This is a genomic window from Kitasatospora sp. NBC_00374, from assembly GCF_041434935.1.
Classification (GTDB): domain Bacteria; phylum Actinomycetota; class Actinomycetes; order Streptomycetales; family Streptomycetaceae; genus Kitasatospora.
The window spans coordinates 2,416,234-2,438,317 of the sequence record NZ_CP107964.1; the positions used below are offsets into that span (position 1 = coordinate 2,416,234).

20 protein-coding genes are annotated in these 22,084 nt (G+C 74.6%); 11 read left to right on the top strand and 9 right to left on the bottom strand.

The window, feature by feature from the left end; translation table 11 throughout:
• Positions 1-26 precede the first annotated feature (26 nt).
• Complete coding sequence (locus tag OG871_RS10780; RefSeq protein WP_371496314.1) at positions 27-728, bottom strand: exonuclease domain-containing protein; 702 nt, start codon at positions 726-728, stop codon at positions 27-29.
• Positions 729-993: 265 nt separating this feature from the next.
• On the opposite strand from OG871_RS10780, the gene OG871_RS10785 reads away from it, so the two are divergent.
• Positions 994-1,917, top strand: coding sequence for a S1 family peptidase (locus OG871_RS10785; RefSeq protein WP_371496315.1), 924 nt, complete (start codon positions 994-996; stop codon positions 1,915-1,917).
• Between the two features lie 57 nt (positions 1,918-1,974).
• On the opposite strand, the gene OG871_RS10790 is transcribed toward OG871_RS10785, so the two are convergent.
• The gene (locus OG871_RS10790) at positions 1,975-3,150 is read right to left on the bottom strand and encodes a Dyp-type peroxidase (RefSeq protein ID WP_371496317.1); all 1,176 of its coding nucleotides are present in this window, start codon (positions 3,148-3,150) and stop codon (positions 1,975-1,977) included.
• Between the two features lie 140 nt (positions 3,151-3,290).
• On the bottom strand, positions 3,291-4,550 hold the full coding sequence (locus OG871_RS10795; RefSeq protein WP_371496318.1) for an SAV2148 family HEPN domain-containing protein: 1,260 nt from the start codon (positions 4,548-4,550) through the stop codon (positions 3,291-3,293).
• A gap of 415 nt (positions 4,551-4,965) precedes the next feature.
• Between OG871_RS10795 and glgX the strand changes: the two genes are divergently transcribed.
• From glgX to treZ, 3 genes are all read left to right on the top strand, one after another.
• Positions 4,966-7,083 carry a glycogen debranching protein GlgX gene (gene glgX, locus OG871_RS10800; RefSeq protein ID WP_371496320.1) on the top strand — a complete coding sequence of 706 codons (2,118 nt, stop codon included), beginning with the start codon at positions 4,966-4,968 and terminating at the stop codon, positions 7,081-7,083.
• A 77-nt stretch (positions 7,084-7,160) separates the two neighbouring features.
• Positions 7,161-9,566, top strand: coding sequence for a malto-oligosyltrehalose synthase (gene treY, locus OG871_RS10805; RefSeq protein WP_371496322.1), 2,406 nt, complete (start codon positions 7,161-7,163; stop codon positions 9,564-9,566).
• Positions 9,563-11,338 carry a malto-oligosyltrehalose trehalohydrolase gene (gene treZ / locus OG871_RS10810; protein WP_371496324.1) on the top strand — a complete coding sequence of 592 codons (1,776 nt, stop codon included), beginning with the start codon at positions 9,563-9,565 and terminating at the stop codon, positions 11,336-11,338. The genes treY and treZ overlap by 4 nt, the downstream gene beginning before the upstream one ends.
• Here treZ and OG871_RS10815 read toward each other — a convergent pair.
• Both OG871_RS10815 and OG871_RS10820 read right to left on the bottom strand, forming a co-directional pair.
• Positions 11,319-12,212: a transketolase family protein gene (locus OG871_RS10815; protein WP_371496326.1), complete on the bottom strand. Its 894-nt coding sequence runs from the start codon at positions 12,210-12,212 to the stop codon at positions 11,319-11,321. The two genes, treZ and OG871_RS10815, sit on opposite strands and share 20 nt — an antisense overlap.
• Before the next feature lie 28 nt (positions 12,213-12,240).
• Complete coding sequence (locus OG871_RS10820; RefSeq protein WP_371496328.1) at positions 12,241-12,960, bottom strand: transketolase; 720 nt, start codon at positions 12,958-12,960, stop codon at positions 12,241-12,243.
• Positions 12,961-13,023: 63 nt separating this feature from the next.
• Here OG871_RS10820 and soxR point away from each other — a divergent pair, with 63 nt between their 5' ends.
• The 3 genes from soxR (at position 13,024) to OG871_RS10835 (ending at position 14,886) form a co-directional block, all read left to right on the top strand.
• Positions 13,024-13,512 (top strand): redox-sensitive transcriptional activator SoxR, encoded by a 489-nt coding sequence (gene soxR, locus OG871_RS10825; RefSeq protein ID WP_371496330.1) that lies wholly within the window; start codon positions 13,024-13,026, stop codon positions 13,510-13,512.
• Between the two features lie 128 nt (positions 13,513-13,640).
• On the top strand, positions 13,641-14,459 hold the full coding sequence (locus OG871_RS10830; protein WP_371503271.1) for an SAM-dependent methyltransferase: 819 nt from the start codon (positions 13,641-13,643) through the stop codon (positions 14,457-14,459).
• Between the two features lie 37 nt (positions 14,460-14,496).
• Complete coding sequence (locus tag OG871_RS10835; RefSeq protein ID WP_371496332.1) at positions 14,497-14,886, top strand: VOC family protein; 390 nt, start codon at positions 14,497-14,499, stop codon at positions 14,884-14,886.
• Between the two features lie 31 nt (positions 14,887-14,917).
• Here the strand turns inward: OG871_RS10835 and OG871_RS10840 are convergent, their stop codons facing one another.
• On the bottom strand, positions 14,918-15,820 hold the full coding sequence (locus OG871_RS10840) for a LysR family transcriptional regulator (RefSeq protein WP_371496334.1): 903 nt from the start codon (positions 15,818-15,820) through the stop codon (positions 14,918-14,920).
• Between the two features lie 70 nt (positions 15,821-15,890).
• Here OG871_RS10840 and OG871_RS10845 point away from each other — a divergent pair, with 70 nt between their 5' ends.
• Positions 15,891-16,613: a hypothetical protein gene (locus tag OG871_RS10845; protein WP_371496335.1), complete on the top strand. Its 723-nt coding sequence runs from the start codon at positions 15,891-15,893 to the stop codon at positions 16,611-16,613.
• Here the strand turns inward: OG871_RS10845 and coaE are convergent.
• A complete protein-coding gene (gene coaE / locus OG871_RS10850) occupies positions 16,601-17,200 on the bottom strand; it encodes a dephospho-CoA kinase (protein WP_371496337.1) in 600 nt (199 codons plus the stop codon). The two genes, OG871_RS10845 and coaE, sit on opposite strands and share 13 nt — an antisense overlap.
• Positions 17,201-17,379: 179 nt before the next feature.
• Here coaE and OG871_RS10855 point away from each other — a divergent pair, with 179 nt between their 5' ends.
• Positions 17,380-18,267, top strand: coding sequence for an alkaline phosphatase family protein (locus OG871_RS10855; protein WP_371496339.1), 888 nt, complete (start codon positions 17,380-17,382; stop codon positions 18,265-18,267).
• A gap of 110 nt (positions 18,268-18,377) precedes the next feature.
• Here OG871_RS10855 and OG871_RS10860 read toward each other — a convergent pair whose 3' ends face one another.
• The gene (locus OG871_RS10860) at positions 18,378-19,022 is read right to left on the bottom strand and encodes an MBL fold metallo-hydrolase (protein WP_371496341.1); all 645 of its coding nucleotides are present in this window, start codon (positions 19,020-19,022) and stop codon (positions 18,378-18,380) included.
• A 62-nt stretch (positions 19,023-19,084) separates the two neighbouring features.
• On the opposite strand from OG871_RS10860, the gene OG871_RS10865 reads away from it, so the two are divergent.
• Together OG871_RS10865 and OG871_RS10870 are read left to right on the top strand one after the other, a co-directional pair.
• Positions 19,085-19,501: a MarR family winged helix-turn-helix transcriptional regulator gene (locus OG871_RS10865; RefSeq protein ID WP_371496343.1), complete on the top strand. Its 417-nt coding sequence runs from the start codon at positions 19,085-19,087 to the stop codon at positions 19,499-19,501.
• A gap of 86 nt (positions 19,502-19,587) precedes the next feature.
• Positions 19,588-19,737, top strand: coding sequence for a hypothetical protein (locus tag OG871_RS10870; protein WP_371496345.1), 150 nt, complete (start codon positions 19,588-19,590; stop codon positions 19,735-19,737).
• Here OG871_RS10870 and OG871_RS10875 read toward each other — a convergent pair.
• The gene (locus OG871_RS10875) at positions 19,727-21,940 is read right to left on the bottom strand and encodes an MMPL family transporter (RefSeq protein WP_371496347.1); all 2,214 of its coding nucleotides are present in this window, start codon (positions 21,938-21,940) and stop codon (positions 19,727-19,729) included. The two genes, OG871_RS10870 and OG871_RS10875, sit on opposite strands and share 11 nt — an antisense overlap.
• Positions 21,941-22,084 lie beyond the last annotated feature (144 nt).

Sequence of the window (22,084 nt, forward strand, 5' to 3'; positions counted from 1 at the left end):
ACCCCCACCTGCCGGCCCGCCGGAGGTCAGCGCAGCGGCCAGCGCCCGTCCACCACGGCCGCGGGCTCCTTGCCCTGGCGCAGCCAGCTCTGCAGGCCCTCGGCCCAGGCGCGGTACCAGTCGACCTGACGGTCGTGCAGTTGCTCGGGGGTCAGCTCGCCGGCCTGGGCCGGGTACCGCTCGCCGAGCGCCACCGCGACCCGGACGGCGGCCAGCGCGTCACTGCCGGCCTCGTGCGCGTCGGCCAGCTCCACCCCGTACACCTCGCAGACCCGCTGCAGGGTGCGCGAGCCCTTGCGGTACTTGTCGACCGTGCGGTCGATCACCAGCGCGTCCAGCACCGGCCCGACCCGGCCGCCGAGCCGGTCGGCCAGGCTGGGCAGCCCGTACCGGCGCAGCTCCGCGTCGAGCAGCGAGAGGTCGAACGGCGCGTTGAAGACGACCACCGGACGGCCGGCCAGCAGCCGGGAGCAGAGCGCCCGGGCTATCTCCTCCACGCCCTCGGCGGCGGGGCTGCCGTGGGTGCGGGCGTACTCGTCGGCTATGCCGTGGACGGCGGTGGCCTCGGCCGGCACCGGGACGCCCGGGTCGAGCAGCCAGCCGGCGGCGGCCTCGGTGCGGCCGCCCAGCGTGTCCACCAGGGCCGCGCTGACGATCCGGGACTCCGCCGGATCGGTGCCCGTGGTCTCCAGGTCGAAGCCGACCAGTGGCCCCTTCCACCAGCTCATGTGGCACGTCCTTCCGTCTGTGCTGCCGTGACGTGCTCCATCATGGCGGGCACCTGTGACAGCCCGGCCGCCGGGACCGGCGCTGCGGGCGGCCGGCCGGCCGGTGCCGGCCCGCCGCGCGGCGCCGGTCTGCGCTGATCAGGTGAGCCTGCGGGCGCGCTGGGCGGCGCCGGTGGTTCGCCTTCGTACGGTGGCCGCTCAGGGCCGTTCCGGCGCACGAGTCCCCGTGCGGGCAGACGGGCGGCCGACGAACGGAGCACCTCTGATGACACGTAGGGTCCTGCGCACGCTGCTGCCCGCAGCCGCACTCGTCTGGACGGCCGCGGTCGGCCCGGCCGCGGCGGCCGTCCCGCTGCCGATCGACGCGCCGCTCTGCGGCCCGGCGGAGCTGGAGCGGCTGGACGGTCTGCAGGCCGACCTGGACGCCAAGGCCGCCGCGGGCGAGGCCGGCCGGGCCCAGTACTGGTACGTCGACCCGCGGGCCTGCCGGCTGAGCGTCGCGGTGCTGCGCGGCGCCGAGGACGCGCACACCGAGGGCTTCGTCGGCGCCGCGCTGGCCGCGTCCGCGCTGCCCGCGCCGACCTCGCTGACCGAGGTGGACGAGCCGGTCGACCGCCGGATCGCCCGGGTGCCCGCCCCCGCGCAGCGGGGCGCGCGGGCCGCCGGGACGCTGCACGGCGGCAGCGCGATCTACAGCGGGACCTCCGGGCTGGTCTACGAGTGCACCAGCGGCCTCAACAACTACCGCCCGGGTACCACGACCACCGCGGGCCACTGCGCCGACGCCGCGACGACCTGGTACGACGCCCGGGGCAACCGGATCGGCGCGGTCACCGACTGGCGCTACCCGGGCACGGACTGGGCGGTGATCACCCCGGTCGCGGGCTGGAGCCTGCCGAACGACGTGCTGGGCTCGACGGTGCCGGTCGCCCGGTTCGGCAAGGCGTCCCTGGGCGAGGCGGTCTGCGGCCGGGGCGCCACCAGCGGCACCCGGTGCGGCTCGGTCACGGCGGTGAACGTCACCGTCAACTACCCGGACGGGCTGGTGAAGGGCCTGGTCAGGAGCAGCCAGAGCGGCGGCGAGGGCGACTCGGGCGGGCCGGTCTACGACGGCGGCACCGGGCTCGGCCTGATCAGCGGCGGCGCGTCGAGCGGCAGCCCCACCTTCTTCCAGCCGCTGACCTTCTGACCTCGCGGGCCGGCGGTGCGGCCGCCCGGTCGGGGCGGCCGCACCGCCGGCGGCGGGTCAGCCGGCGGCCAGCAGGCTCCGGCCCAGCCAGTCGTCCTCGTCCCGCACCCCGGGCAGCACGAAGAAGTACCCGCCGCCGACCGGCACCGTGAAGTCGGCCAGCGGTTCCCCGGCCAGCCGGCGCTGAACGGCCTCGAACTGGCGGGCCACGTCCTGCTGGTAGCAGCAGAACAGCAGGCCGAGGTCGAGCCGGCCGCTCGCGTCGACGCCCCGGTCGAAGTTGTAGCCGCGGCGCAGGATCCGGCTGTCGGCGGTCTGCGGGGTCTTCGGGTCGGCCAGCCGGATGTGCGCGCGGTCGGGGATCTCGTCGAGCGGTGCGCCGCTGTCCTTGCGGCGGCCGACGACCCGCTCCTGGTCGGCGGCCGGCACCCGGTCCCAGGCCTCGCTGAGCATCTGGATCACCCGGACCACCTGGTAGCTGCCGCCGGCCGCCCAGGCGGGTTCGCCGCCCGCCTCGGAGACCCAGACCAGCCGGTCCATCTCCCGTTCGGAGTCGGTGTCGGGGTTGACGATGCCGTCCTTGAAGCCCATCAGGTTGCGCTGGGCGCCGGCCGGCCGGGGCCGGTTCTGGAAGCCGTCCACCCGCCAGCGCAGCTGCAGGCCGCCGTCGCTGTGCGCGAGCAGGTCGCGCAGCGCGTGCAGCACGGTGTCCCGGCTGTCGGCGCAGATCTGCAGCGAGAGGTCGCCGTGGGCGTCGCCGGGTTCCATCCGGTCCTCGGGGAAGGCGCGCATCGCGGTCAGCCGGACGGGCTTCGCCGCGGCCAGGCCGTAGCGGTCGTCGAAGAGCGAGGCGCCGACGCCGACCGTGACGGTGAGGTTGTCGGCCGGGACGAGGGGACCGAGCATCCCGTTGTCGCCGTCCGGGTCGGGCGGGGCGCCGCCGGTGGTGAGGAAGGCGATCCGCCCGGTGAGGGTGCGCAGCAGCCGTTCGAGGGCGGCCCGGTCGGGGGCCTGGACGTTGCAGGCGGCGAAGGCGGCGAAGGCCTGCGGCGGGGTGGTCACACCGGACTGGTGGGGGCCGAGGAACGGGATCCGGCCGAGCTCGGTGGGCTCGTCGGCCCGGGCCGGGGCGGCGGCGACGGGCAGGGCCAGGGCGCCGGTGGCGAGCGCGGCGGTCTTGAGCAGGCTGCGGCGGGCCGGGCCGCCGTCGACGTCGGGGGGCTGACTGGTCATCGGACGGGCTCCCGGGTCTGGGTTTCAGGGCGGGGCGGTCCGCGCGGGAAGGGGAGGACGAACCGCTCACCTGTTTGGTATCCGCGCCGCCCGGCACCGGCAACCGGAGCTGGGCCGCCTGGCCGAGGGGTGAGCGCCCGTCAGGAGACCGCCCGGGAGTCGGCCCAGACCCCCTCGAACTCCTCGCGGTAGACCTCCAGCAGGCCCGGCTCGGTGCCGCCCGGCTCCTGCCCCGCCCCGCCGCGCAGCACCAGCGCGGGCGACTCGATGCCCCGGGCCCGGCGCAGGTACGGCTGGACCACCCCGAGGTCGGTCGAGCGGCGCCGCCCGCCCGGGCCGGCCGTCCGCGGCCCCTCCACCAGGTACGCGGTGAACCGGGGCATCTCGTCGAAGACCCTGATCTCGAAGCCGCCCTGGTCGCGCAGCCGGGCCCGGACCCGGCGCACGTGCATGATGTTCATCTCGATCGACCGGGACAGCTCACCGCGTCCGATGCCCAGCTCGCGCTCGCGCCGGCGCACCGCGCTGGAGGCCGGGTTGAGGAAGAGCAGCCGGACCCGGCAGCCCTCGGTGGCGAGCCGCACCAGCCGCTTGCCGGTGTAGTTCTGGCAGAGCATCCCGAGCCCGATGCCGACCGCGTCCAGCCGCCGGGCGCCGTCCAGCAGGTCCTCGACCGGCAGCTCGCGCTGCAGCCGGACCCGGTCGGCGTGCACCGCGACCACGTCCGCGAAACGCCCGCCGACCAGCTCCTCGACCACGTCGGAGGGCACCCCGCCGTGGCCGCCGTCGAGCAGGGCGAGCAGGCGGGCGGCGGCCCGCTCGGTCTGGTCCAGCACGGTCTGCGACAGGCTCCGGTTGCGGGAGACCACGTGCCGGGCGACCTCCAGCTCGTCCAGGGCCAGCTCCACCTCCCGGCGCTCCACCAGGTACGGCTCGAAGCAGGGCCAGTGCTGCACCATCAGCTCGCGCAGCTGGGGCAGGGTGAGGAAGACCAGCGGGTCGTCGTCGGCCGGGTCGAGCAGGTAGCCCTTGCGGCGGCTGACCTCGCGGACGGCGGAGGCCCGGTGCACCCACTCCTCGCCGGCCGGGCCGGCGGCCGCCGTCACCCAGTCCTCGCCGTGTGCGGGCGCGTAGAGCGGCCGGAGCACCTCGTCGACCAGTGAGCGCATCTTCTGCTCGACCAGGTTGAGCCAGACATAGGCCCGCCCGGCCAGCCGGACCCGGCGGTAGGCGGTCTCCCACTCGGCCGCCGTCCAGGCCATCAGCGGGCCCTCGACCGGGCCGGCCTGGCCCGGCACGGTGCCGCGCCCGGCACCGGAGGGCCGCATCACCAGGGTCGGGGCCTCGCTGCGCCGGGGGCCCAGCTCGGGCCCGCCCTGGCCGTCGGCGGGGAACCCCATTGCGCCACCTCACCTCTCGGCCATCCGCTCACCGGGAGTGACGGGCCGTCCACTGACACGGACTCAACCGTGGCGGCCCCGGCAGAGCCTGGGCCGGCACGCGGTCCGGTGGGCATGCCGGACGATCAAGAGTACTGCCCCGGCCGTCCGGGGCGCAGCCCGTTGACGGCACCGCGATCGGACAGACGATCGGACAGTCGGCCCGCGCGAAACAGCCGAGACCTCGTCAGTTTCGGCCAACGGACACCCGTTCGGGCGAACAAGTGGTGAATGGGTTCGGTCTTCGGGCGGCCGTTGGGGAGTATGCGACATGTGCCGTGCGTCACGGTACGGACGGGTGGTACATGCCGCGGCGCTCCGCCGGGAACACCGCTGTGGGTGCCAGTCCCGTTCGCTACACGGAAGTTGAGGACATATGCAGGTCTGGCCAGGGCAGCCGTACCCGCTCGGCGCCACCTATGACGGAGCCGGCACCAACTTCGCGGTGTTCTCCGAGAGCGCCGACCGGATCGAGCTGTGCCTGATCGCGGAGGACGGCTCGGAGACCGCCATCGAGCTGCGCGAGACGGACGCCTTCGTCCGGCACGCCTACCTGCCCGGAGTCCAACCGGGCCAGCGCTACGGCTTCCGGGTGCACGGCCCGCACAATCCGGGCCTCGGCCAGCGGCACAACAGTGCCAAGCTGCTGCTGGACCCGTACGCCAAGGCGATGAGCGGCCACATCGACTGGGACGAGTCGGTGTACGGGTACCACTTCGGCGCCCCCGAGCGGCGCAACGACCTGGACTCCGCGCCGCACACCATGCACTCGGTGGTGATCAACCCGTACTTCGACTGGGGCACCGACCGCCCGCCGCGCACCGACTACCACCGCACCGTGCTGTACGAGGCCCATGTGAAGGGCCTGACCAAGCTGCACCCCGGCATCCCCGAGGAGATCCGCGGCAGCTACGCGGCGCTGGCGCACCCGGCCGTGATCGAGCACCTGGCCAAGCTGGGCGTCACCGCGATCGAGCTGATGCCGGTGCACCAGTTCGTCCGCGACCACCGGCTGCGCGACCTGGGCCTGTCCAACTACTGGGGCTACAACACCATCGGCTTCTTCGCCCCGCACTCCTCGTACTCCTCCACCGGGGACCGCGGGCAGCAGGTGCAGGAGTTCAAGTCGATGGTGAAGGCGCTGCACGCGGCCGGGATCGAGGTGATCCTCGACGTCGTCTACAACCACACCGCGGAGGGCAACCACCTCGGCCCGACGCTCTCCTTCCGCGGCCTGGACAACGTCTCGTACTACCGGCTCGCCAAGGACCAGCGGTTCTACGAGGACACCACCGGCACCGGCAACAGCCTGCTGATGCGCAGCCCGCACGTGCTCCAGATGATCATGGATTCGCTGCGCTACTGGGTCACCGAGATGCACGTGGACGGCTTCCGCTTCGACCTCGCGGCCACCCTCGCCCGCCAGTTCCACGAGGTCGACCGGCTGTCCTCGTTCTTCGACCTGGTCCAGCAGGACCCGGTGGTCTCCCAGGCCAAGCTGATCGCCGAGCCCTGGGACCTGGGCGAGGGCGGCTACCAGGTCGGCAACTTCCCCCCGCTGTGGACCGAGTGGAACGGCATGTACCGGGACACCGTCCGCGACCTGTGGCGCGGCGAGACGGCGACCCTGGCCGAGTTCGGCTCCCGGCTCACCGGCTCCTCCGACCTCTACCAGGACGACGGCCGCCGCCCGATCGCCTCGATCAACTTCGTCACCTGCCACGACGGCTTCACCCTGCGCGACCTGGTCTCCTACAACGAGAAGCACAACGAGGCCAACCACGAGGACAGCCGCGACGGCGAGTCCTTCAACCGCTCCTGGAACTGCGGCGCCGAGGGCGAGACCGAGGACCGCGCCGTGCTGGACCTCAGAGCCCGCCAGCAGCGCAACTTCATCGCCACGCTGATGCTCTCCCAGGGCGTGCCGATGCTCTCCCACGGCGACGAGCTCGGCCGCACCCAGCTCGGCAACAACAACGCCTACTGCCAGGACAACGAGCTGACCTGGGTGCACTGGCCGAAGGCCCGCGGTCCGCAGGCCGAGCTGCTGGAGTTCACCCAGGGCATGATCTGGCTCCGCCGCGACCACCCGGTCTTCCGCCGCCGCCGCTTCTTCCACGGCCGCCCGGTCTCCGGCACCCACGACGACCTGACCGACATCGCCTGGTTCACCCCCTCGGGCGAGGAGATGACCAAGCAGGACTGGTCCACCAGCTACGCCAAGTCCCTCACCGTGTTCCTCAACGGCAACGCCATCTCCGAGCCCGACCGGCGCGGCGGGAAGATCGTCGACGACTCCTTCCTGCTGCTGTTCAACGCCAGCTCGGCGCAGCTGGAATTCACCGTCCCCGCCGACCACGGCGACGCCTGGGTGGTCGTGGTCGACACCACCCTGCCGGTGCTGCCCGCGCCCGGCACCGGCACCCGGGTGAAGGCGGGCGACACCCTCTGGCTCACCGACCGCTCGCTGCTGGTGCTGCAGCGGCCGGCCTGAGCACCACCGCGCCGGGCGCTGCGCCATTCGTACCAGGACGGAGGTAGGCCGCCCCCGGCGCGGGTAGGCATGACCCCATGACCTCAGCCGCCGCCCGACCGCCGACGGCCAGCTACCGGCTCCAGCTCCAGCCCGGCTTCACCCTGCACGACGCCGAGCGGGCGGTGCCCTACCTGGCCGCGCTCGGCGTCTCGCACCTGCACCTGTCGCCGCTGCTGGAGGCCGTACCCGGCTCCACGCACGGCTACGACACCGTCGACCACACCCGGATCAGCGAGCAGCTCGGCGGTGAGAGCGCCCTGCGCGACCTGGCCGCCGAGGCCCGCCGGCACGGCCTCGGCCTGATCGCCGACGTGGTGCCCAACCACATGGCGCTGCCCGTCCCCGAGCAGCTCAACCAACCGCTGTGGCAGGTGCTCCGGGACGGTCCCGACTCGCCGTACGCCCCCTGGTTCGACATCGACTGGGCGGCCCAGCCCGGCCCCTCCGACGCCCCCGGACGCGGACGCCTGCTGCTGCCGCTGCTCGGCGACCGGCTCGGCGCCGTCCTCGACCAGCTGACCGTCGACGGCGACGTGCTGCGCTACCACGACCACGCCTTCCCCCTGCGCCCGGGCACCGAGCGGCTGCCGCTGGACGAGCTGCTGGCCCGCCAGTGGTACCGGCTGGCCTGGTGGCGGCTGTCCTCGGAGGAGCTGAACTACCGCCGTTTCTTCACCGTCAACGAGCTGATCGCCGTGCGGATCGAGGTGCCGGAGGTCTTCGAGGCCACCCACCGCACCCTGCTGCGGCTGCACGCCGAGGGCGTCCTGGAGGGCTTCCGGATCGACCACCCGGACGGGCTGGCCGACCCGCGCGGCTACCTGCGGCAGCTCACGGCGGCCACCGGCGGGGCGTACACCGTGGTGGAGAAGATCCTCACCGACGAGGAGCGGCTGCCCGCCGACTGGCCCTGCGCGGGCACCACCGGGTACGACGCGCTGCGCCGGATCGACGGCGTGCTCACCGACCACGCCGGGGCCGAGCGGCTGACCACCTCGTACCAGCGGGACGTCGCCGACCGGACGAGTGCCGCCGAGGCCGGGCTGCGGGCCCGCGCGGAGCTGACCGCGCCGGACGGCGAACTGGCCGCCGAGGTGGAGCGGCTGGTCCGGCTGGCCGGCCGGATCTGCGGCGCCGAGCCCGCCCTGGCCGACCACGGTGCGGGCGAGCTCCGGCAGGCCCTGCGGGCCCTGCTGACCGACTACCCGGTCTACCGCCCGTACGTGGTGCCGGGCGAGCCGGCCCCGGCGCAGGCGGTGGCGGAGTTCGCCGCGGTGTTCGAGGCCCTGCACGAGGCCGGCGGCGAGCCCGGCCCGACCGCGGAGCTGGTCCGCGACCTGGCGCTCGGCCGGCTCGGCCGCAGCCGCGAGAAGGACGAGTTCTGCGCCCGCTTCGGGCAGACCGCCTCGGCGGTCGCCGCCAAGGGGGTCGAGGACACCGCCTTCTACCGCTGGACGGCCCTGCTGGGCCTGAACGAGGTCGGCGGCGACCCGGGCCGGCCGGGGGTCCGCCCGGCGGAGTTCCACCGCTGGTGCGCGGACCTGGAGCGGCAGTGGCCGCACTCGATGACGGCGCTGTCCACCCACGACACCAAGCGCAGCGCGGACGCCCGGGCCCGGCTGGCCGTGCTGACCGAGCTGCCGGAGATGTGGGCCGCCGAGTGCGCCGCCTGGACGGCCGCCGCCGGGCCCTGCCCGGACCGGCCGAGCGCCTGGCTGCTCTGGCAGACCCTGGTCGCCGCCTGGCCGCTGCCGGCCGAGCGGCTGGTGGGGGTGGTGCTCAAGTCCGCCCGGGAGGCCAAGGTGCACACCTCCTGGACGGCCCCCGACGAGCGCTACGAGCGGCGGCTGACCGAGTACGCCAAGGGGGTGCTGGGCCACCCGGGCCTGTGCCCCCGGATCGAGGGCATGGTCGGGCTGCTGGCGCCGTTCGCGCGCAGCAACTCCCTCTCGGCGGCGCTGCTGCACCTGACCGTGCCCGGGGTGCCGGACCTCTACCAGGGCAGCGAGGAGCCGCTGACCACCCTGGTCGACCCGGACAACCGGGCCCCGGTCGACCTGTCCGCGCTGGCCGTCCGGCTGACCGACTCCCCCGCCGGGCGGCCCGGCGACCTCGCCCGGGAGAAACTGCACCTGACCACCACCGCGCTGCACCTGCGCCGCACCCACCCGTTCGGCCCCTACCGCCCGCTGGCCGCCACCGGTCCGGCCGCCGAGCACCTGGTCGCCTTCGCCCGCGGGGACGGGGTGCTGGCCCTGGCCACCAGACTCCCGTACGGGCTGCGGCGGCGCGGCGGCTGGGCGGACGCCACCGTGGCCCTGCCGCCCGGGCGGTGGACCGACGAGCTGACCGAACGGCACTTCGCCGGTGGGGAGTCGAAGGTGTCCGATCTGCTGGAGCACGCGCCGGTGGCCCTGCTGACGACCGGGCGCCGGCTGTGACGGAGTACCGGGTCTGGGCACCCGCCGCCGAGCGGGTCGAGGTCGAGGTGGGCGGCGGTGTCCATCCGATGCGGCCGGACACCGGCCGGACCGGCTGGTGGCGGGGCGAGGCCCCCGCCGGGGACTACGGCTTCCGGCTCGACGGCGGGCGGGTCCTGCCCGACCCGCGCTCGCCCCGCCAGCCGGACGGGCCGGACGGGCTCAGCCGCCCGGTGGACCACACCGCCTTCGCCTGGTCCGACACCCCCTGGTCGGGCCGGGCGCTGCCCGGGGCGGTGCTGTACGAGCTGCACGTGGGGACCTTCACCCCCGCCGGGACGTTCGACGCCGCCGCCGAACGGCTCGACCACCTGGTCGAGTTGGGGGTGGACTTCGTCGAGCTGATGCCGGTCTGCCCGTTCCCCGGCCGGTACGGCTGGGGCTACGACGGGGTGTCGCTCTGGGCGGTGCACGAGCCGTACGGCGGCCCGGACGGCCTGAAGCGGTTCGTCGACGCCGCGCACCGCAAGGGGCTGGGCGTGGTGCTGGACGTGGTGCACAACCACCTCGGGCCGTCCGGCAACTACCTGCCCGCCTTCGGGCCGTACTTCACCGAGCGGCACCACACCCCCTGGGGCGCCGCCGTCAACCTGGACGCGGCCGGCTCGGACGAGGTCAGGGCGTACCTGATCGGCAGCGCGCTGGCCTGGCTGCGGGACTACCGGATCGACGGCCTGCGGCTGGACGCCGTACACGCCCTCGCGGACGACCGGGCCCTGCCGTTCCTGGAGGAACTCGCCGCCGAGGTCGACCGGTTGGGCGCGGCGACCGGCCGGCCGCTGTTCCTGGTCGGCGAGTCCGACCTGAACGACCCGCGCACCACCAGCCCCCGGCAGGCGGGCGGCCTCGGGCTGGCGGCCCAGTGGAGCGACGACTTCCACCACGGGCTGCACACCCTGCTCACCGGCGAATCCCAGGGCTACTACGGGGACTTCGCCGAGGACCCGTTCGCGGCGGTGGCCAAGGCGCTGACCCGGGGCTGGTTCCACGACGGCAGCCGGTCCTCGTTCCGCGGCCGCCGGCACGGGCGGCCGTTCCCGACGGCGTACGGGCACCGGCTGCTCGGCTACCTGCAGACCCACGACCAGGTCGGCAACCGGGCCACCGGGGACCGGCTCTCGTCCTCGCTCGCGCCCGGCCGGCTGGCCGCCGGGGCGGCGCTGGTGCTGACCTCGCCGTTCACGCCGATGCTCTTCATGGGCGAGGAGTGGGGCGCGAGCACCCCCTGGCAGTACTTCACCGACCACACCGACCCGCAGCTGGCCGAGGCCGTCCGGCAGGGCCGGCGGCGGGAGTTCGCCGAACACGGCTGGGCCGCCGAGGACGTCCCCGACCCGCAGGCCCGTTCGACGGTGCTCGGTTCCACCCTGGACTGGACCGAGCCCGCGCAGGCGCGGCACAGCGCGCTGCTCGACTGGTACCGGCGGCTGATCCGCCTGCGGCGCTCCGCCCCCGAGCTGATGGACCCGGACCTGTCGGCCGTGCGGGTCCGGTACGACCGGGCGCGGGGCTGGCTGCTGGTGCACCGCGGCCCGTACCGGGTGGCGGTCCGGATCGGCGGCACCGAGCCCGTGGCGGTCGACCTCGACGCCCCGTACGCGGGCACCCTCGCGGCCTTCGGCGACGCCCGCCCCGGCGGCGACGGCTCCCTGGTCCTCGGCCCGGACTCGGTGGCGGTCGTCCGGGTCGGCCGCGCCGACCGTGCCTCGGCGGTCAGCCCAGGAAGCCGGTGATCCGGGCCCGCAGACCGGCCTCGTCGAGGCCGTAGGCGGCCAGGTGCTCGGGGATGGAGCCGTAGTGGCGGTGCTCCTCGCGCGGGACGCCGAGCCCCAGCACCCGGTGCGGCAGGTCGGCCAGGGCCGCGTGGGCCTCGTTGGCGGAGGTGCCGGCCAGGTAGGGCTCGACCAGGACCACGTCGGCCCGGCCGCCGAGGGCGGCCCGCAGGCCGGCCGCGTCGAAGGGGCGCACGGTGGCGGCGTAGAGCACGGTGACGTCCAGGCCCTCGGTGGCGGCGAGCACCGCGTCCAGCATCGGGCCGACCGCCAGCACCACCGCCCCGCTGCCGCGCCGGACGGTCAGGAAGCGGCCCGGCCGTACCGGTCGGGCCGTCCCGTTGCCGTGCACGGAGAGCCGGACGTACTGCAGGCTGTCGCCGTCGGCGGCGGCGTGCCGCAGCAGCGTCTCGGCCTCGTCGGGGTGGCCGGGCACGTGCACCGACCAGCCCGGCAGGGTGTCGAGCAGCGCGACATCGCCCGGCGCCATGTGGGTGCGGCCGCCGGCCGGCCAGTCGTACGAGCCGGAGGCACTCACCAGGACCGCGCCCACGCCCTGGTGGCCGAGGTCCAGCTTGACCTGCTCGAAGGGGCGCTCGATCAGGAAGCTGGCGAAGGTGTGGGCGATCGGCCGCATCCCCGTCAGGGCCAGCCCGCCGGCCGCGCCGATCAGCAGCTGCTCGCGGATGCCGACGTTGACCACCCGGTCCGGGTGACGCTCCGCGGCGGCCACGAAACCCGCCGCGCTGATGTCGGCCAGCACCACCGCCAGCCGGGGGTCGGAGTCCAGCAGCTCGCCGGTGACGTCGATGAAGCGGTCGCGCATGGTTTCCATCGGGGGTTCCTCTACGGGGAAGGGCGGTTCAGGAGTTCTTGGGCTCGACGCGGGCGACCACGGCGTGCGGGCGGCCGGGGTGCGGCGCGGTGAAGGCGCGGTACAGCGCCTCGTGGTCGCGGCCGTCGACCGTCTCGGTCGACCAGCCCTCCGCCTCGAACCGGGCCGCGATGCCGCCGCGCCAGCCGTGCGTGGCCGAGGAGTTGTCGATCGCCACCACGTGCAGCCGCTCCAGCCCGGCGGCCCCGGCGAAGGCCACCGCCTCGTGGTTGCTGCCCTCGTCGAACTCGGCGTCGCCGATCAGCACCCACACCGCCGGGTCGGGCAGGGCCTGGGCCCGCAGGCCGAGCGCGGTGCCGACGGCCAGTGGCAGGCCGTGTCCGAGCGAGCCGGAGCCGATCTCGGCGCCCGGCACGAGCAGCCGGTCCGGGTGGTGGCCGAGCGGGGAGTCGTAGCCGCCGAAGCTCGCCAGCAGCTCGGGGGCCAGGAAGCCCTTGGCGGCGAGCACCGCGTAGTACGCCATCGGGCCGTGGCCCTTGGAGAGCAGGAAGCGGTCCCGGTCGGCGGCCCCGACCGTCTCCGGGGAGACCCGCAGGACCCGGTCGTAGAGCACCCACAGGACGTCCAGGGTGGAGGTGGCGGCCGGCCCGTGCTTCTCTGCGCCGGTCATCAGGGACAGCAGGTCGGGCAGGTCCGAGAAGCCGTACTGGGCCCCGGACCGCCGCTCGGTGTGTGTCGCGGTGGTCATGGGAGGATCGTGCAACCTGAAGTCGACTTCAAGTCAAGCCGCGCCGGCGCTATCCTCTGCGCCATGGGACTCAGCCGGCACGACCTCCTGACCATCGGCCAGCTCGCCGAACGCAGCGGCCTGGCCACCTCGGCGCTGCGCTACTACGAGCGGATGGGTCTGATCCACTCCGAGCGGACCACCGGCAACCAGCGCCGGTTCGCCCGCTCCACGCTGCGCCGGGTCGCCTTCGTCCGGGCCGCCCAGCAGGTCGGACTCTCCCTCGACGAGGTACGCGCCGCACTGGACCGGCTGCCGGTCGACCGGGCGCCCAGCCACGAGGAGTGGAACGGCGTCGCCCGCACCTGGCAGACCAGGATCGAGCGGCAGATCGAGGAACTGGAGCTGATGAAGCGGAAGTTGACCGGCTGTATCGGCTGCGGCTGCCTCTCGCTCACCCGCTGCGGGCTCTACAACGCGGACGACCGCGCCGGCCGGGCCGGAGCCGGCGCCCGCTATCTGCGCACCGGCGACCCCACGGCCGGGCCGGAGCCGCTGCCCGCCGCGACCTGAGAGCGGCCGCCGGGCCCAGTTGCCGGTTCCCCCCGGCAAGCCGGACGGGCCCGTCTATGCTGCCAGCGAGACCACGCGCAACGGGGGAGCATTCGATGACCGACCATCAGGACGTCTCGCTGGACTGGATGTCGGACGAGGGGGACGAGACCCACGTCCCGGTGGACCTGCGCCCGGACGTGCCGCACCCGGCCCGGATGTACGACTACTACCTCGGCGGCAAGGACAACTTCCCGGCCGACCGGGCCGCCGCCGAGCAGGTCGTCTCGCTCGGCCCGCTGGTGCGGATCAGTGCCCGCGCCAACCGGGCCTTCCTCCAGCGTGCCGTCCGGCACCTGGCCGAGGAGGGCATCACCCAGTTCCTGGACATCGGCACCGGCATACCCGCCGCCGGGAACACCCACGAGGTCGCCCAGCGGATCGTCCCGGACGCCCGGGTCGCCTACGTGGACAACGACCCGATCGTGCTGGTGCACGGCCGGGCCCTGCTCGCCGGGTCGGGCGCCGGCCACGTCACCGTCGTCCAGGGCGACCTGCGCGACCCCAAGTCCGTGCTGGCCGACCCGGCCGTCCGCGCCGTGATCGACTTCGACCGGCCGGTCGGCCTGCTGCTCTTCGCCGTCCTGCACTTCATCGACGACGCCGACGACCCGTACGGCATCGTGCGCACCCTGCTGGACGCGCTGCCCGCCGGCAGCCGGATCGCCCTGTCGCACGCCACCGGCGACTTCACCACCCCCGAGCAGGCCGCCAAGGGGCCCGCCGTCTACCGGGCCGCGACCGCGCAGCTCAGCATGCGCAGCCGGGAGCAGGTGGCCCGGTTCTTCGAGGGTCTGGAGCTGGCCGAGCCCGGCCTGGTCACGGCGCCGCTGTGGCGGCCCGACCAGGAGCCGCAGGACACCGACCGCGAGGTCGCGATCTGGGCCGGGGTGGCACGCAAGCCCTGACGGCCCGCCGGCCCGCGGCTGCTGGCAGGATCGGGGCATGGCGTACATCTCCCTCACCGCCCTGCTGGTCCGCGACTACGACGAGGCCATCGCCTTCTACGTCGACGCCCTCGGCTTCGAGCTGCGCGAGGACACCCCGCGCGGCGACGGCAACCGCTGGGTGGTGGTCGCCCCGCGCGGCGCCACCGAGTCGGGCCTGCTGCTCGCCCGGGCCACCAAGGCCGAGCAGCGGGCCCGGATCGGCGACCAGACCGGCGGCCGGGTCGGCCACTTCCTCACCACCGAGGACTTCGCCGCCGACCACCGCCGGATGACCGCCGCCGGCGTGGTCTTCCTGGAGGAGCCCCGGCACGAGCCGTACGGCACCGTCGCGGTGTTCCAGGACCTCTACGGCAACCGCTGGGACCTGCTCCAGCCGGCCGGCTGACCCGCCCGGACCGCCCGGACCGCCCCAGGGCTCAGGACGCGGCGGCGAGCAGCCGCACGAGGCGGTCCGCCGGGCCCGGCGGCAGACTGCCGTGCACCAGCTCGACCCGGTGGACCAGCCGGGGCGTCCGCAGCGGGACGGCCGCGACGCCCGGCGCCCGGTGCACGGCGGCGGCCGGGAGCAGGGCGAGCCCGTGCCCGGCGGCGACCAGGGCCAGCAGGCCGTTCAGCTCGGTGCCCTCGTAGCGGGTGGCGGGCCGGAAGCCGTCCGAGCCGGCCGCGGCACGCAGCCGGTCCAGGGCCATGGCCACCTCGGGCGCGTCCAGCCACCGGGCGTCGGCGAGGTCGGCCAGGGCCACCGCGGGGCGTGCGGCCAGCGGGTGTCCGACCGGCAGTGCCAGGGCGAGCGGTTCCTCGGCGACCGCGACGGTGAGCAGCGGTCCGACGTCCGGCAGGCCGAGCGGGTCGCTGGGGGCGGCCACGCCGTCGACCAGTCCGAGGTCGACGGTGCCGGTGGCGACCTCGGCGGCAACGGCCGCGCGCGGCAGCTGCCGCAGGGTCAGGTCGAGTCCGGGGTGGGCGGCCCTGACCCCGGTCAGGGCCCGGGCCAGCCGGTCGGTGACGGCCGGGGCCGACACGCCGACCACCAGCCGGGCCGGTCGCGCGCCCACCAGCCGCCGGACGTCCGCGCGGGCCGCGTCCAGCCGCAGCAGCAGCGGCCCGGCGTGTTCCAGCAGCCGCCGGCCGGCCTCGGTCGGCCGGACCGGGCGCCGTTCGAGCAGCGGGGCTCCCAGGTCCGACTCCAGTGCCGCGACCTGCTGCGAGACGGCCGACTGGGTGTAGCCGAGCTCCCGGGCGGCGGCCGAGAAGGAGCCGAGCCGGGCGACGGCGGTGAAGGTACGCAGGAAGACGGGGTCCATGCCGGTATTGTCCATCAGCTCTCCTGATGGACAGGTCACGGATCATCGTTGGCGCTGATGGCCGGGCGGCCCCCAGGATGGACGCATGACCTACCGCACCGCACGGCTCGCCCTGGTCGGCGACCGCTCCCCCAGTGTCCGTTCGCACGCCCGCATCCCCGGTCTGCTCGACGCGCTCGCGCGCCGCGAGCAGCTGGTGCTGGATGCCTACTGGATCCCCACCGAGGACGCCGTCGCCGACGGCGCGGTGGCCGGGTTCGACGCGGTCTGGCTGGTGCCGGGAAGCCCGTACCGCAGCGAGGCCGGCGCCGTCGCGGCCGCCCGTACCGCCCGTGAGCTGGGCATTCCGTTCCTGGGCACCTGCGGCGGGTTCCAGCACGCGATGCTGGAGTTCGCCCGGACGGTCTGCGGGCTGGCCGGGGCCGCGCACGCCGAGAACGACCCGGGCGCCGCCGACCCGCTGATCGCCCCGCTGGCCTGCTCGCTGGTCGGCCACGAAGGCGTCGTGGCGGTCGAGGCGGGGTCACTGGCCGCGCGGCTGCTGGGAGCCGAGCGGACCGTCGAGCGCTACCACTGCTCGTACGGGCCCAGCGGCCCGGGGCTGACCGTACTGGCCGGGCACGGCCTGCGGTTCAGCGGACGGGACGAGGCGGGCGAGGTGCGGATCGCCGAGCTGCCGGGGCATCCGTTCTACCTGGCCACGCTGTTCCAGCCGGAACTGGCGGGCGACGGCGGCAGCGTCCACCCGCTGGTCCGCGGGCTGGCGGCGGCCGCCGTGGCCCGGGCGGCCGCGTCTCAGCCGGCCTGACGGTCCTTCAGTCGCTGCCAGACCTCGCGCACCCGGGGCGCGAGGTCGGTCAGCGGGCCGCTGTTGTCGATCACCAGGTCGGCGACGGCCAGCCGGGCCTGCCGGTCGGCCTGCGCCGCCATCCGGGAACGGGCCTCCTCCTCGGGCATCCCCCGCAACCGCACCAGGCGGTCCAGGCGGATCTCGTCCGGGACGTCGATCACCACCACCAGGTCGTAGAGCGGCGCGAGCCCGTTCTCGGCGAGCAGCGGCACGTCGTGCACCACCAGGTCGTCCGGCCCGGCGGCCGCCTCCAGCTCGGCGGAGCGGGCCCTGACCAGCGGATGGACGATCCCGTTCAGCGCCGCCAGCCGGGCCGGGTCGCCGAAGACGATCCGGCCGAGCGCCGGGCGGTCCAGCGAGCCGTCCGCCAGCAGCACCTCCGGGCCGAACTCGGCCTCCACGGCCTTCAGGCCCCCGGTGCCGGGGGCCACCACCTCGCGGGCGATCAGGTCGGAGTCGACGATCACCGCGCCCAGCTCCGCGAGCTGTCGCGACACCTCACTCTTGCCCGCGCCGATCCCGCCCGTCAGTCCGATCCTCAGCATGGCGTCAGGCTACCGGTGCGCCACAGCCCCGCCCCGGGCGGCCCGTACGGAGAACACCGGCCGAACATCGGGCGAACACTTCGGCCGTCCGCCCCGCAGTCCGGGGGCCGGGCCGCGCCGACGGCCCGTCAGCCCGGTTAGGGTGCCGGACAGACACTCGAACGGACGGAGCAACCCCCATGTCCAGCCTCTGGCCCACCGGCCCGCGCCGGGTCCTGGTCGTCGGCATCGACGGCGTCCGGCTCGACCTGCTGCCCGAGCTGCACACCCCGCACCTGGACGCGGTGGCGAAGGCCGGCTTCCTGGCCCCGGTGCTCGTCGACGACGCGACCCCGACCATGTCGGGGCCGTGCTGGGCGACCATCACCACCGGTGTCGGGGTGGCCAAGCACGGGGTGCTGGGCAACCACCTCGGCGGCAACCGGCTGGACGTCTTCCCGGACTTCACCACCCGGCTGGCCGCCACCCACCGCCGCCGCACCTTCGCGGCCGGCGGCTGGGAGCCGCTGTTCCTGGCCCGCAGCGGCGGCCCGCTGTTCGCCGCACCCGGCCGGCTCGCCTACATCGCGCCGCTGGAGGACACCCCGCAGGCCTGGGAGGTCTGCGACGAGCGGGTCACCGCCGAGGCCGAGTACGTGCTCGGCCGCAGCGACGACGACCCGCAGGCCTCCTTCGTCTACCTCGGCGCGGTCGACGAGACCGCCCACTTCCTGGGCTGCGGCGAGGAGTACCGACACTCCGCGGAAGCCGCCGACCGCCGGCTCGGCCGGCTGCTGGCCGCCGTCGACAGCCGCCCGGGCCGGGCCGACGAGGAGTGGACGGTCATCGTGGTCACCGACCACGGCCACGTCGACCAGGGCGGCCACGGCGGCCGCAGCGAGCTGGAGCGCACCGCCTGGATCGCCGCCCAGGGCCCCGGCATCACCCCCGGCGTCCCCGTCCTGCCGCTGCACCACACCGATGTCGCGGCGCACGTCTACGCGGCACTGGAGATCACCCCGGACCCGCACTGGACCCTGGACGGCCGCCCGTTCACCCCGGCCGAGGAGCCCGCTCCGGCCGGCTGAGCGGCCATCCGCGCAGAACCCGGGTGCGGCCCCTCGGGGCGAGCGGCACAACCGCCGCGACCGGGCCGCCCCGGGCCACGGGGAGCCCACCACGGCCCGGTTCCCGGTGGTCAGCCGGGCAGGTCGACGCCCTCGCCGACGGCGAGCTGGGCGAACTCGGCGCCCGTCCCGGGGCCGCCCTCGCCGAGCAGCCGGCCATGCACCGTCCGGCCGACGTCACTGAGCACCGCCTCGTGGATGGCCAGTGCGCGCGAGGGGCCGGCCTCCCTGACGTAGTCGATCAGCTCGGAGACCTTCGTCCACGGGCCGGCGATCGGCAGCAGCAGCGTCTCCACCGGGTGCGGCGGGAGGGTGAGCGCGTCCCCGGGGTGGAAGAGCGTGCCGCCGAGCAGGAACCCGATGTTGCCGACCCGGGGGATGTCGGGGTGGATCACCGCGTGCCACTCGCCGTGCACGCTCACGTCGAGGCCGTCGATCTCGAAGGCGTCGCCCTCGCCGACCACGGAGACGTTGGCGCCGATCCCGTCGAGCCGGTCGGCCACCGCGCGGTTGGTCCAGATCCGCAGGCCCGGCTGGTCGGCGACGGCGGCCCGCAGCCGGTCCTCGGCGAAGTGGTCCAGGTGTTCGTGGGTGATCAGCACCGCGTCGGCGCCGCGCACGGCGTCGGCCTCGGTGAACATCCCGGGGTCGATCACCACGGTGGTGCCGCCCCGCTCGATCCGGACACAGGCATGGCCAAGCTTGGTCAGTCGCATGGGAAAAACCCTACAGCAAGACTGAACAGTTTTGCTGTACATCGACACGCTAGGCTGACCTCATGGAGAACGTCGACCCCCTGGAACTCGCCGCCGAGCTGCGCCTGACCATCGGCACCCTGGTCCGCGGGCTGCGGGTCGGCGACGAGCTGCCGCAGAACCAGGCCGCCGTCCTGGGCCGACTGGTCCGCGAGGGGCCGCGCACCACCAGCGAACTGGCCGAACTGCAGCGGGTGCGCCACCAGTCGATGGCCCGCACCGTCGCGCTGCTCACCGAGGCCGGGCTGGTCGAGCAGCGGCCGCACCCCCATGACGGCCGCAAGGTCCTGCTCGCCGCCACCGCCCGCGGCACCGCCGCCCTGCACGCCCAGCGGGCCCGCCGCGAAGGGGAGCTCGCCGCCGCCATCACCGAGCGGCTCAGCCCCGAGGAGCAGCGGGTGCTGCGGCAGAGCGTGGCCCTGCTGCGCCGGCTGGCCTGAGGGCCGTCCGGGTGAACGGGACATGCCCTGACGGTCGCCCGCGCGTTGTGCAGGGCGACCGTCATCGAGAGAGGCAGCACCCCACCATGAGCAGCACCGCCCGCTCCGCCCTGATCATCGCCGCCGCCCTGTTCGGGCTGCTGGCCGGCGGCGCCGGCTCGGCCTCCGCCTGCGGAGTACTGGACGCCGCGACCGCGCTGGCCCCGAGCTACGGCAACGGCTGCGTCAATCGCTGAGCCGGGCGACCGGCCCGACCACCGGCAGCCGCGGCGCGGGCAGCCGCGCCGGGAGGTTGAGCGGCGGCAGCTTGATGTGCTCGCTCAGCCCGATCATCCGGTGCAGCCTGCGCAGCGGCGCCGGCGCCCACCAGTTGAGCTTGCCGAACAGCGACATGGTGGCCGGCACCAGCAGGCAGCGCACCAGTGTGGCGTCCACCGCCACGGCCACCGCGAGCGCGATGCCCATCTGCTTGACCATGAGCATCTGCCCGGCCGCGAAGCCGGCGAAGACGATCACCATCAGCAGGGCCGCCGAGGTGATGATCCGACCGCTGCGCTGCAACCCGAGCTGCACGGCCTTGGCGCAGTCGTACCCCTGGTCGTGCAGCTCCTTGATCCGGGAGAGCAGGAAGACCTCGTAGTCCATCGAGAGGCCGAAGGCGAACGCGAAGACCAGGACCGGGATGAACGTCTCCAGCCCGCCGGTCGGGGTGAAACCGAGCAGTCCGCTGAAGTAGCCGTGCTGGAAGACCAGGGTGAGCGCACCGAGTGAGGCGCCCAGCGAGAGCACGTTCATCAGCAGGGCCTTGATCGGCATCACCACCGAGCCGGTCATCATGAACAGCAGGATCAGCGTGCCGGCCCCGACCAGGGCGAGCGCCCACGGGCCCCGGCTGGAGATCTCGTGCTGGAAGTCGACCACCGAGGCGGCGTCACCGGTGACGTACGTCTGCAGCCCGCCCCGCTCCGCCCGCAGCTCGTCGACCACGGACTTCGCCTGCGCGCCCTGCGGATCGCCGTGCACCAGCACCTCCACGGTGCTCAGCCGGTCGCCCACCGGGGACACGGCCCGCACCCCGTCCACCCCGGGCAGCTTGGCCACCACGTCGTCGGCGTACGCCTGCGCCCTGGCCGCGTCGGCCTCGACCACGACGGTGACCGGGGCCGGCGCCTGCTGCGGGAAGCGCTCCTCGACGGTCTGTGCCACCTGGCGGGCCGCGAACGACTTCGGCAGGACGTCGGCACCGGAGTTGCGCCACTGCGAGCCCAGGAACGGCGCGCCGGCGGCCAGCAGCAGCGCGACGCAGACCAGCATCACCGGGACGGCGCGCTTCTGCACCAGCCGGACCGTCCGGGAGAAGAAGCCCTCGTCGGACACGGGGGCGACGGGGGTCCTGATCCGGCGGCCGACGAAGCCGAGCAGCGCCGGGATCAGGGTCAGCGCGACGGCGACGGCGATGACCACCACGGACACCCCGGCCACCGCCACCGCCCGGAAGACCGGGCTGGTGAAGACGAAGAGCCCGGAGAGGGCGACCGCCACGGTCAGTCCGGAGAAGGCGACGGTGCGGCCCGCGGTGGCGGAGGTCCGTTCGACGGCCTGGGCGATGGTGGCGCCGTTGCCGCGCTCCTCACGGAAGCGGTTGACCATCAGCAGCGCGTAGTCGATGGAGAGTCCGAGGCCGAGCACGGTGGCGATCGGCAGCACGCTGGTGTCGATGTCCATCATCCGGCTGAACCCGAACATCGCCAGCAGGGCCCCGCCCACCGAGGCGATCGCGCCGATCCCGGGCAGTCCGGCCGCGGCGAGGCCGCCGAAGACCAGCACCATCACCAGCAGCGTCAACGGCAGGGTGACGATCTCACCGAACCGGGTGTCCTTCTCGGTCTGGTCCTTGACCTCCTGCTGGAGCACCAGGTCGCCGCCGATGGTCACGTGCGCCCCCGGCGCGCCGATGTCGGCCAGCCGGTGGGTGACGGCGTCCAGCTGGGCGGGGGTGCCGGCGTCGGCCATCCGTACGGAGACCAGGCTGGCGTTCCCGTCGGCGGAGGTGAGCGAGCCGCCCGCGCCGTAGGTGTCGGCGACCGAGGCGACCCCGGGCAGGCCGGCGATCTCGGCGGTGGCCGCCGTGACGGCGGCGCGTACGGCCGGATCGGTCGCGGCCGCGCCGTCGACCACGGCCGTGACGGTGCCCTGGACCGGGTCGGCCGCCTGGACCACCGCTTCGCCCCGGGCCGACTCGGAGCCACCGGCGCCGGTCGAGGCCACGGTGCCCTCGAAGACCCGGCCTCCGATCAGCACACCGAGGGCGAGCACCACCACCCAGAAGCCGAGGACCCAGCGGCGATGCCGGTAGCAGGCCCGACCGAGGGCTGCGAGCCGCCCACCGACCTTGGGGTCGGCGGGCGCGTGCGGTGCAGCGGTGTGCGAGTGGCGCATATGCAGGAGGCCTTTCGGACAGTTGCCCCAAACGTATGCGCAAGCTCATCTTCAGCCTATAGGCGGACCATGAGCCTCATATCACAATTTCCTTCACATAAAGACCACCTAAGCAGCAAGAAGCCCCCACCCGGTCTCCCGGGT

What these genes read in the sequence shown, in the direction of transcription:
- OG871_RS10875 (WP_371496347.1), bottom strand. Translation starts at nt 21,940, where the DNA reads ATGCGCCACTCGCACACCGCTGCACCGCACGCGCCCGCCGACCCCAAG.
- OG871_RS10835 (WP_371496332.1), top strand. Translation starts at nt 14,497, where the DNA reads ATGGCGTACATCTCCCTCACCGCCCTGCTGGTCCGCGACTACGACGAG.
- OG871_RS10865 (WP_371496343.1), top strand. Translation starts at nt 19,085, where the DNA reads ATGGAGAACGTCGACCCCCTGGAACTCGCCGCCGAGCTGCGCCTGACC.
- OG871_RS10815 (WP_371496326.1), bottom strand. Translation starts at nt 12,212, where the DNA reads ATGGAAACCATGCGCGACCGCTTCATCGACGTCACCGGCGAGCTGCTG.
- glgX (WP_371496320.1), top strand. Translation starts at nt 4,966, where the DNA reads ATGCAGGTCTGGCCAGGGCAGCCGTACCCGCTCGGCGCCACCTATGAC.
- coaE (WP_371496337.1), bottom strand. Translation starts at nt 17,200, where the DNA reads ATGCTGAGGATCGGACTGACGGGCGGGATCGGCGCGGGCAAGAGTGAG.
- OG871_RS10830 (WP_371503271.1), top strand. Translation starts at nt 13,641, where the DNA reads ATGTCGGACGAGGGGGACGAGACCCACGTCCCGGTGGACCTGCGCCCG.
- OG871_RS10870 (WP_371496345.1), top strand. Translation starts at nt 19,588, where the DNA reads ATGAGCAGCACCGCCCGCTCCGCCCTGATCATCGCCGCCGCCCTGTTC.
- OG871_RS10855 (WP_371496339.1), top strand. Translation starts at nt 17,380, where the DNA reads ATGTCCAGCCTCTGGCCCACCGGCCCGCGCCGGGTCCTGGTCGTCGGC.
- OG871_RS10780 (WP_371496314.1), bottom strand. Translation starts at nt 728, where the DNA reads ATGAGCTGGTGGAAGGGGCCACTGGTCGGCTTCGACCTGGAGACCACG.
- soxR (WP_371496330.1), top strand. Translation starts at nt 13,024, where the DNA reads ATGGGACTCAGCCGGCACGACCTCCTGACCATCGGCCAGCTCGCCGAA.
- OG871_RS10795 (WP_371496318.1), bottom strand. Translation starts at nt 4,550, where the DNA reads ATGGGGTTCCCCGCCGACGGCCAGGGCGGGCCCGAGCTGGGCCCCCGG.
- OG871_RS10790 (WP_371496317.1), bottom strand. Translation starts at nt 3,150, where the DNA reads ATGACCAGTCAGCCCCCCGACGTCGACGGCGGCCCGGCCCGCCGCAGC.
- OG871_RS10820 (WP_371496328.1), bottom strand. Translation starts at nt 12,960, where the DNA reads ATGACCACCGCGACACACACCGAGCGGCGGTCCGGGGCCCAGTACGGC.
- OG871_RS10845 (WP_371496335.1), top strand. Translation starts at nt 15,891, where the DNA reads ATGACCTACCGCACCGCACGGCTCGCCCTGGTCGGCGACCGCTCCCCC.
- OG871_RS10840 (WP_371496334.1), bottom strand. Translation starts at nt 15,820, where the DNA reads ATGGACAATACCGGCATGGACCCCGTCTTCCTGCGTACCTTCACCGCC.
- OG871_RS10785 (WP_371496315.1), top strand. Translation starts at nt 994, where the DNA reads ATGACACGTAGGGTCCTGCGCACGCTGCTGCCCGCAGCCGCACTCGTC.
- OG871_RS10860 (WP_371496341.1), bottom strand. Translation starts at nt 19,022, where the DNA reads ATGCGACTGACCAAGCTTGGCCATGCCTGTGTCCGGATCGAGCGGGGC.
- treY (WP_371496322.1), top strand. Translation starts at nt 7,161, where the DNA reads ATGACCTCAGCCGCCGCCCGACCGCCGACGGCCAGCTACCGGCTCCAG.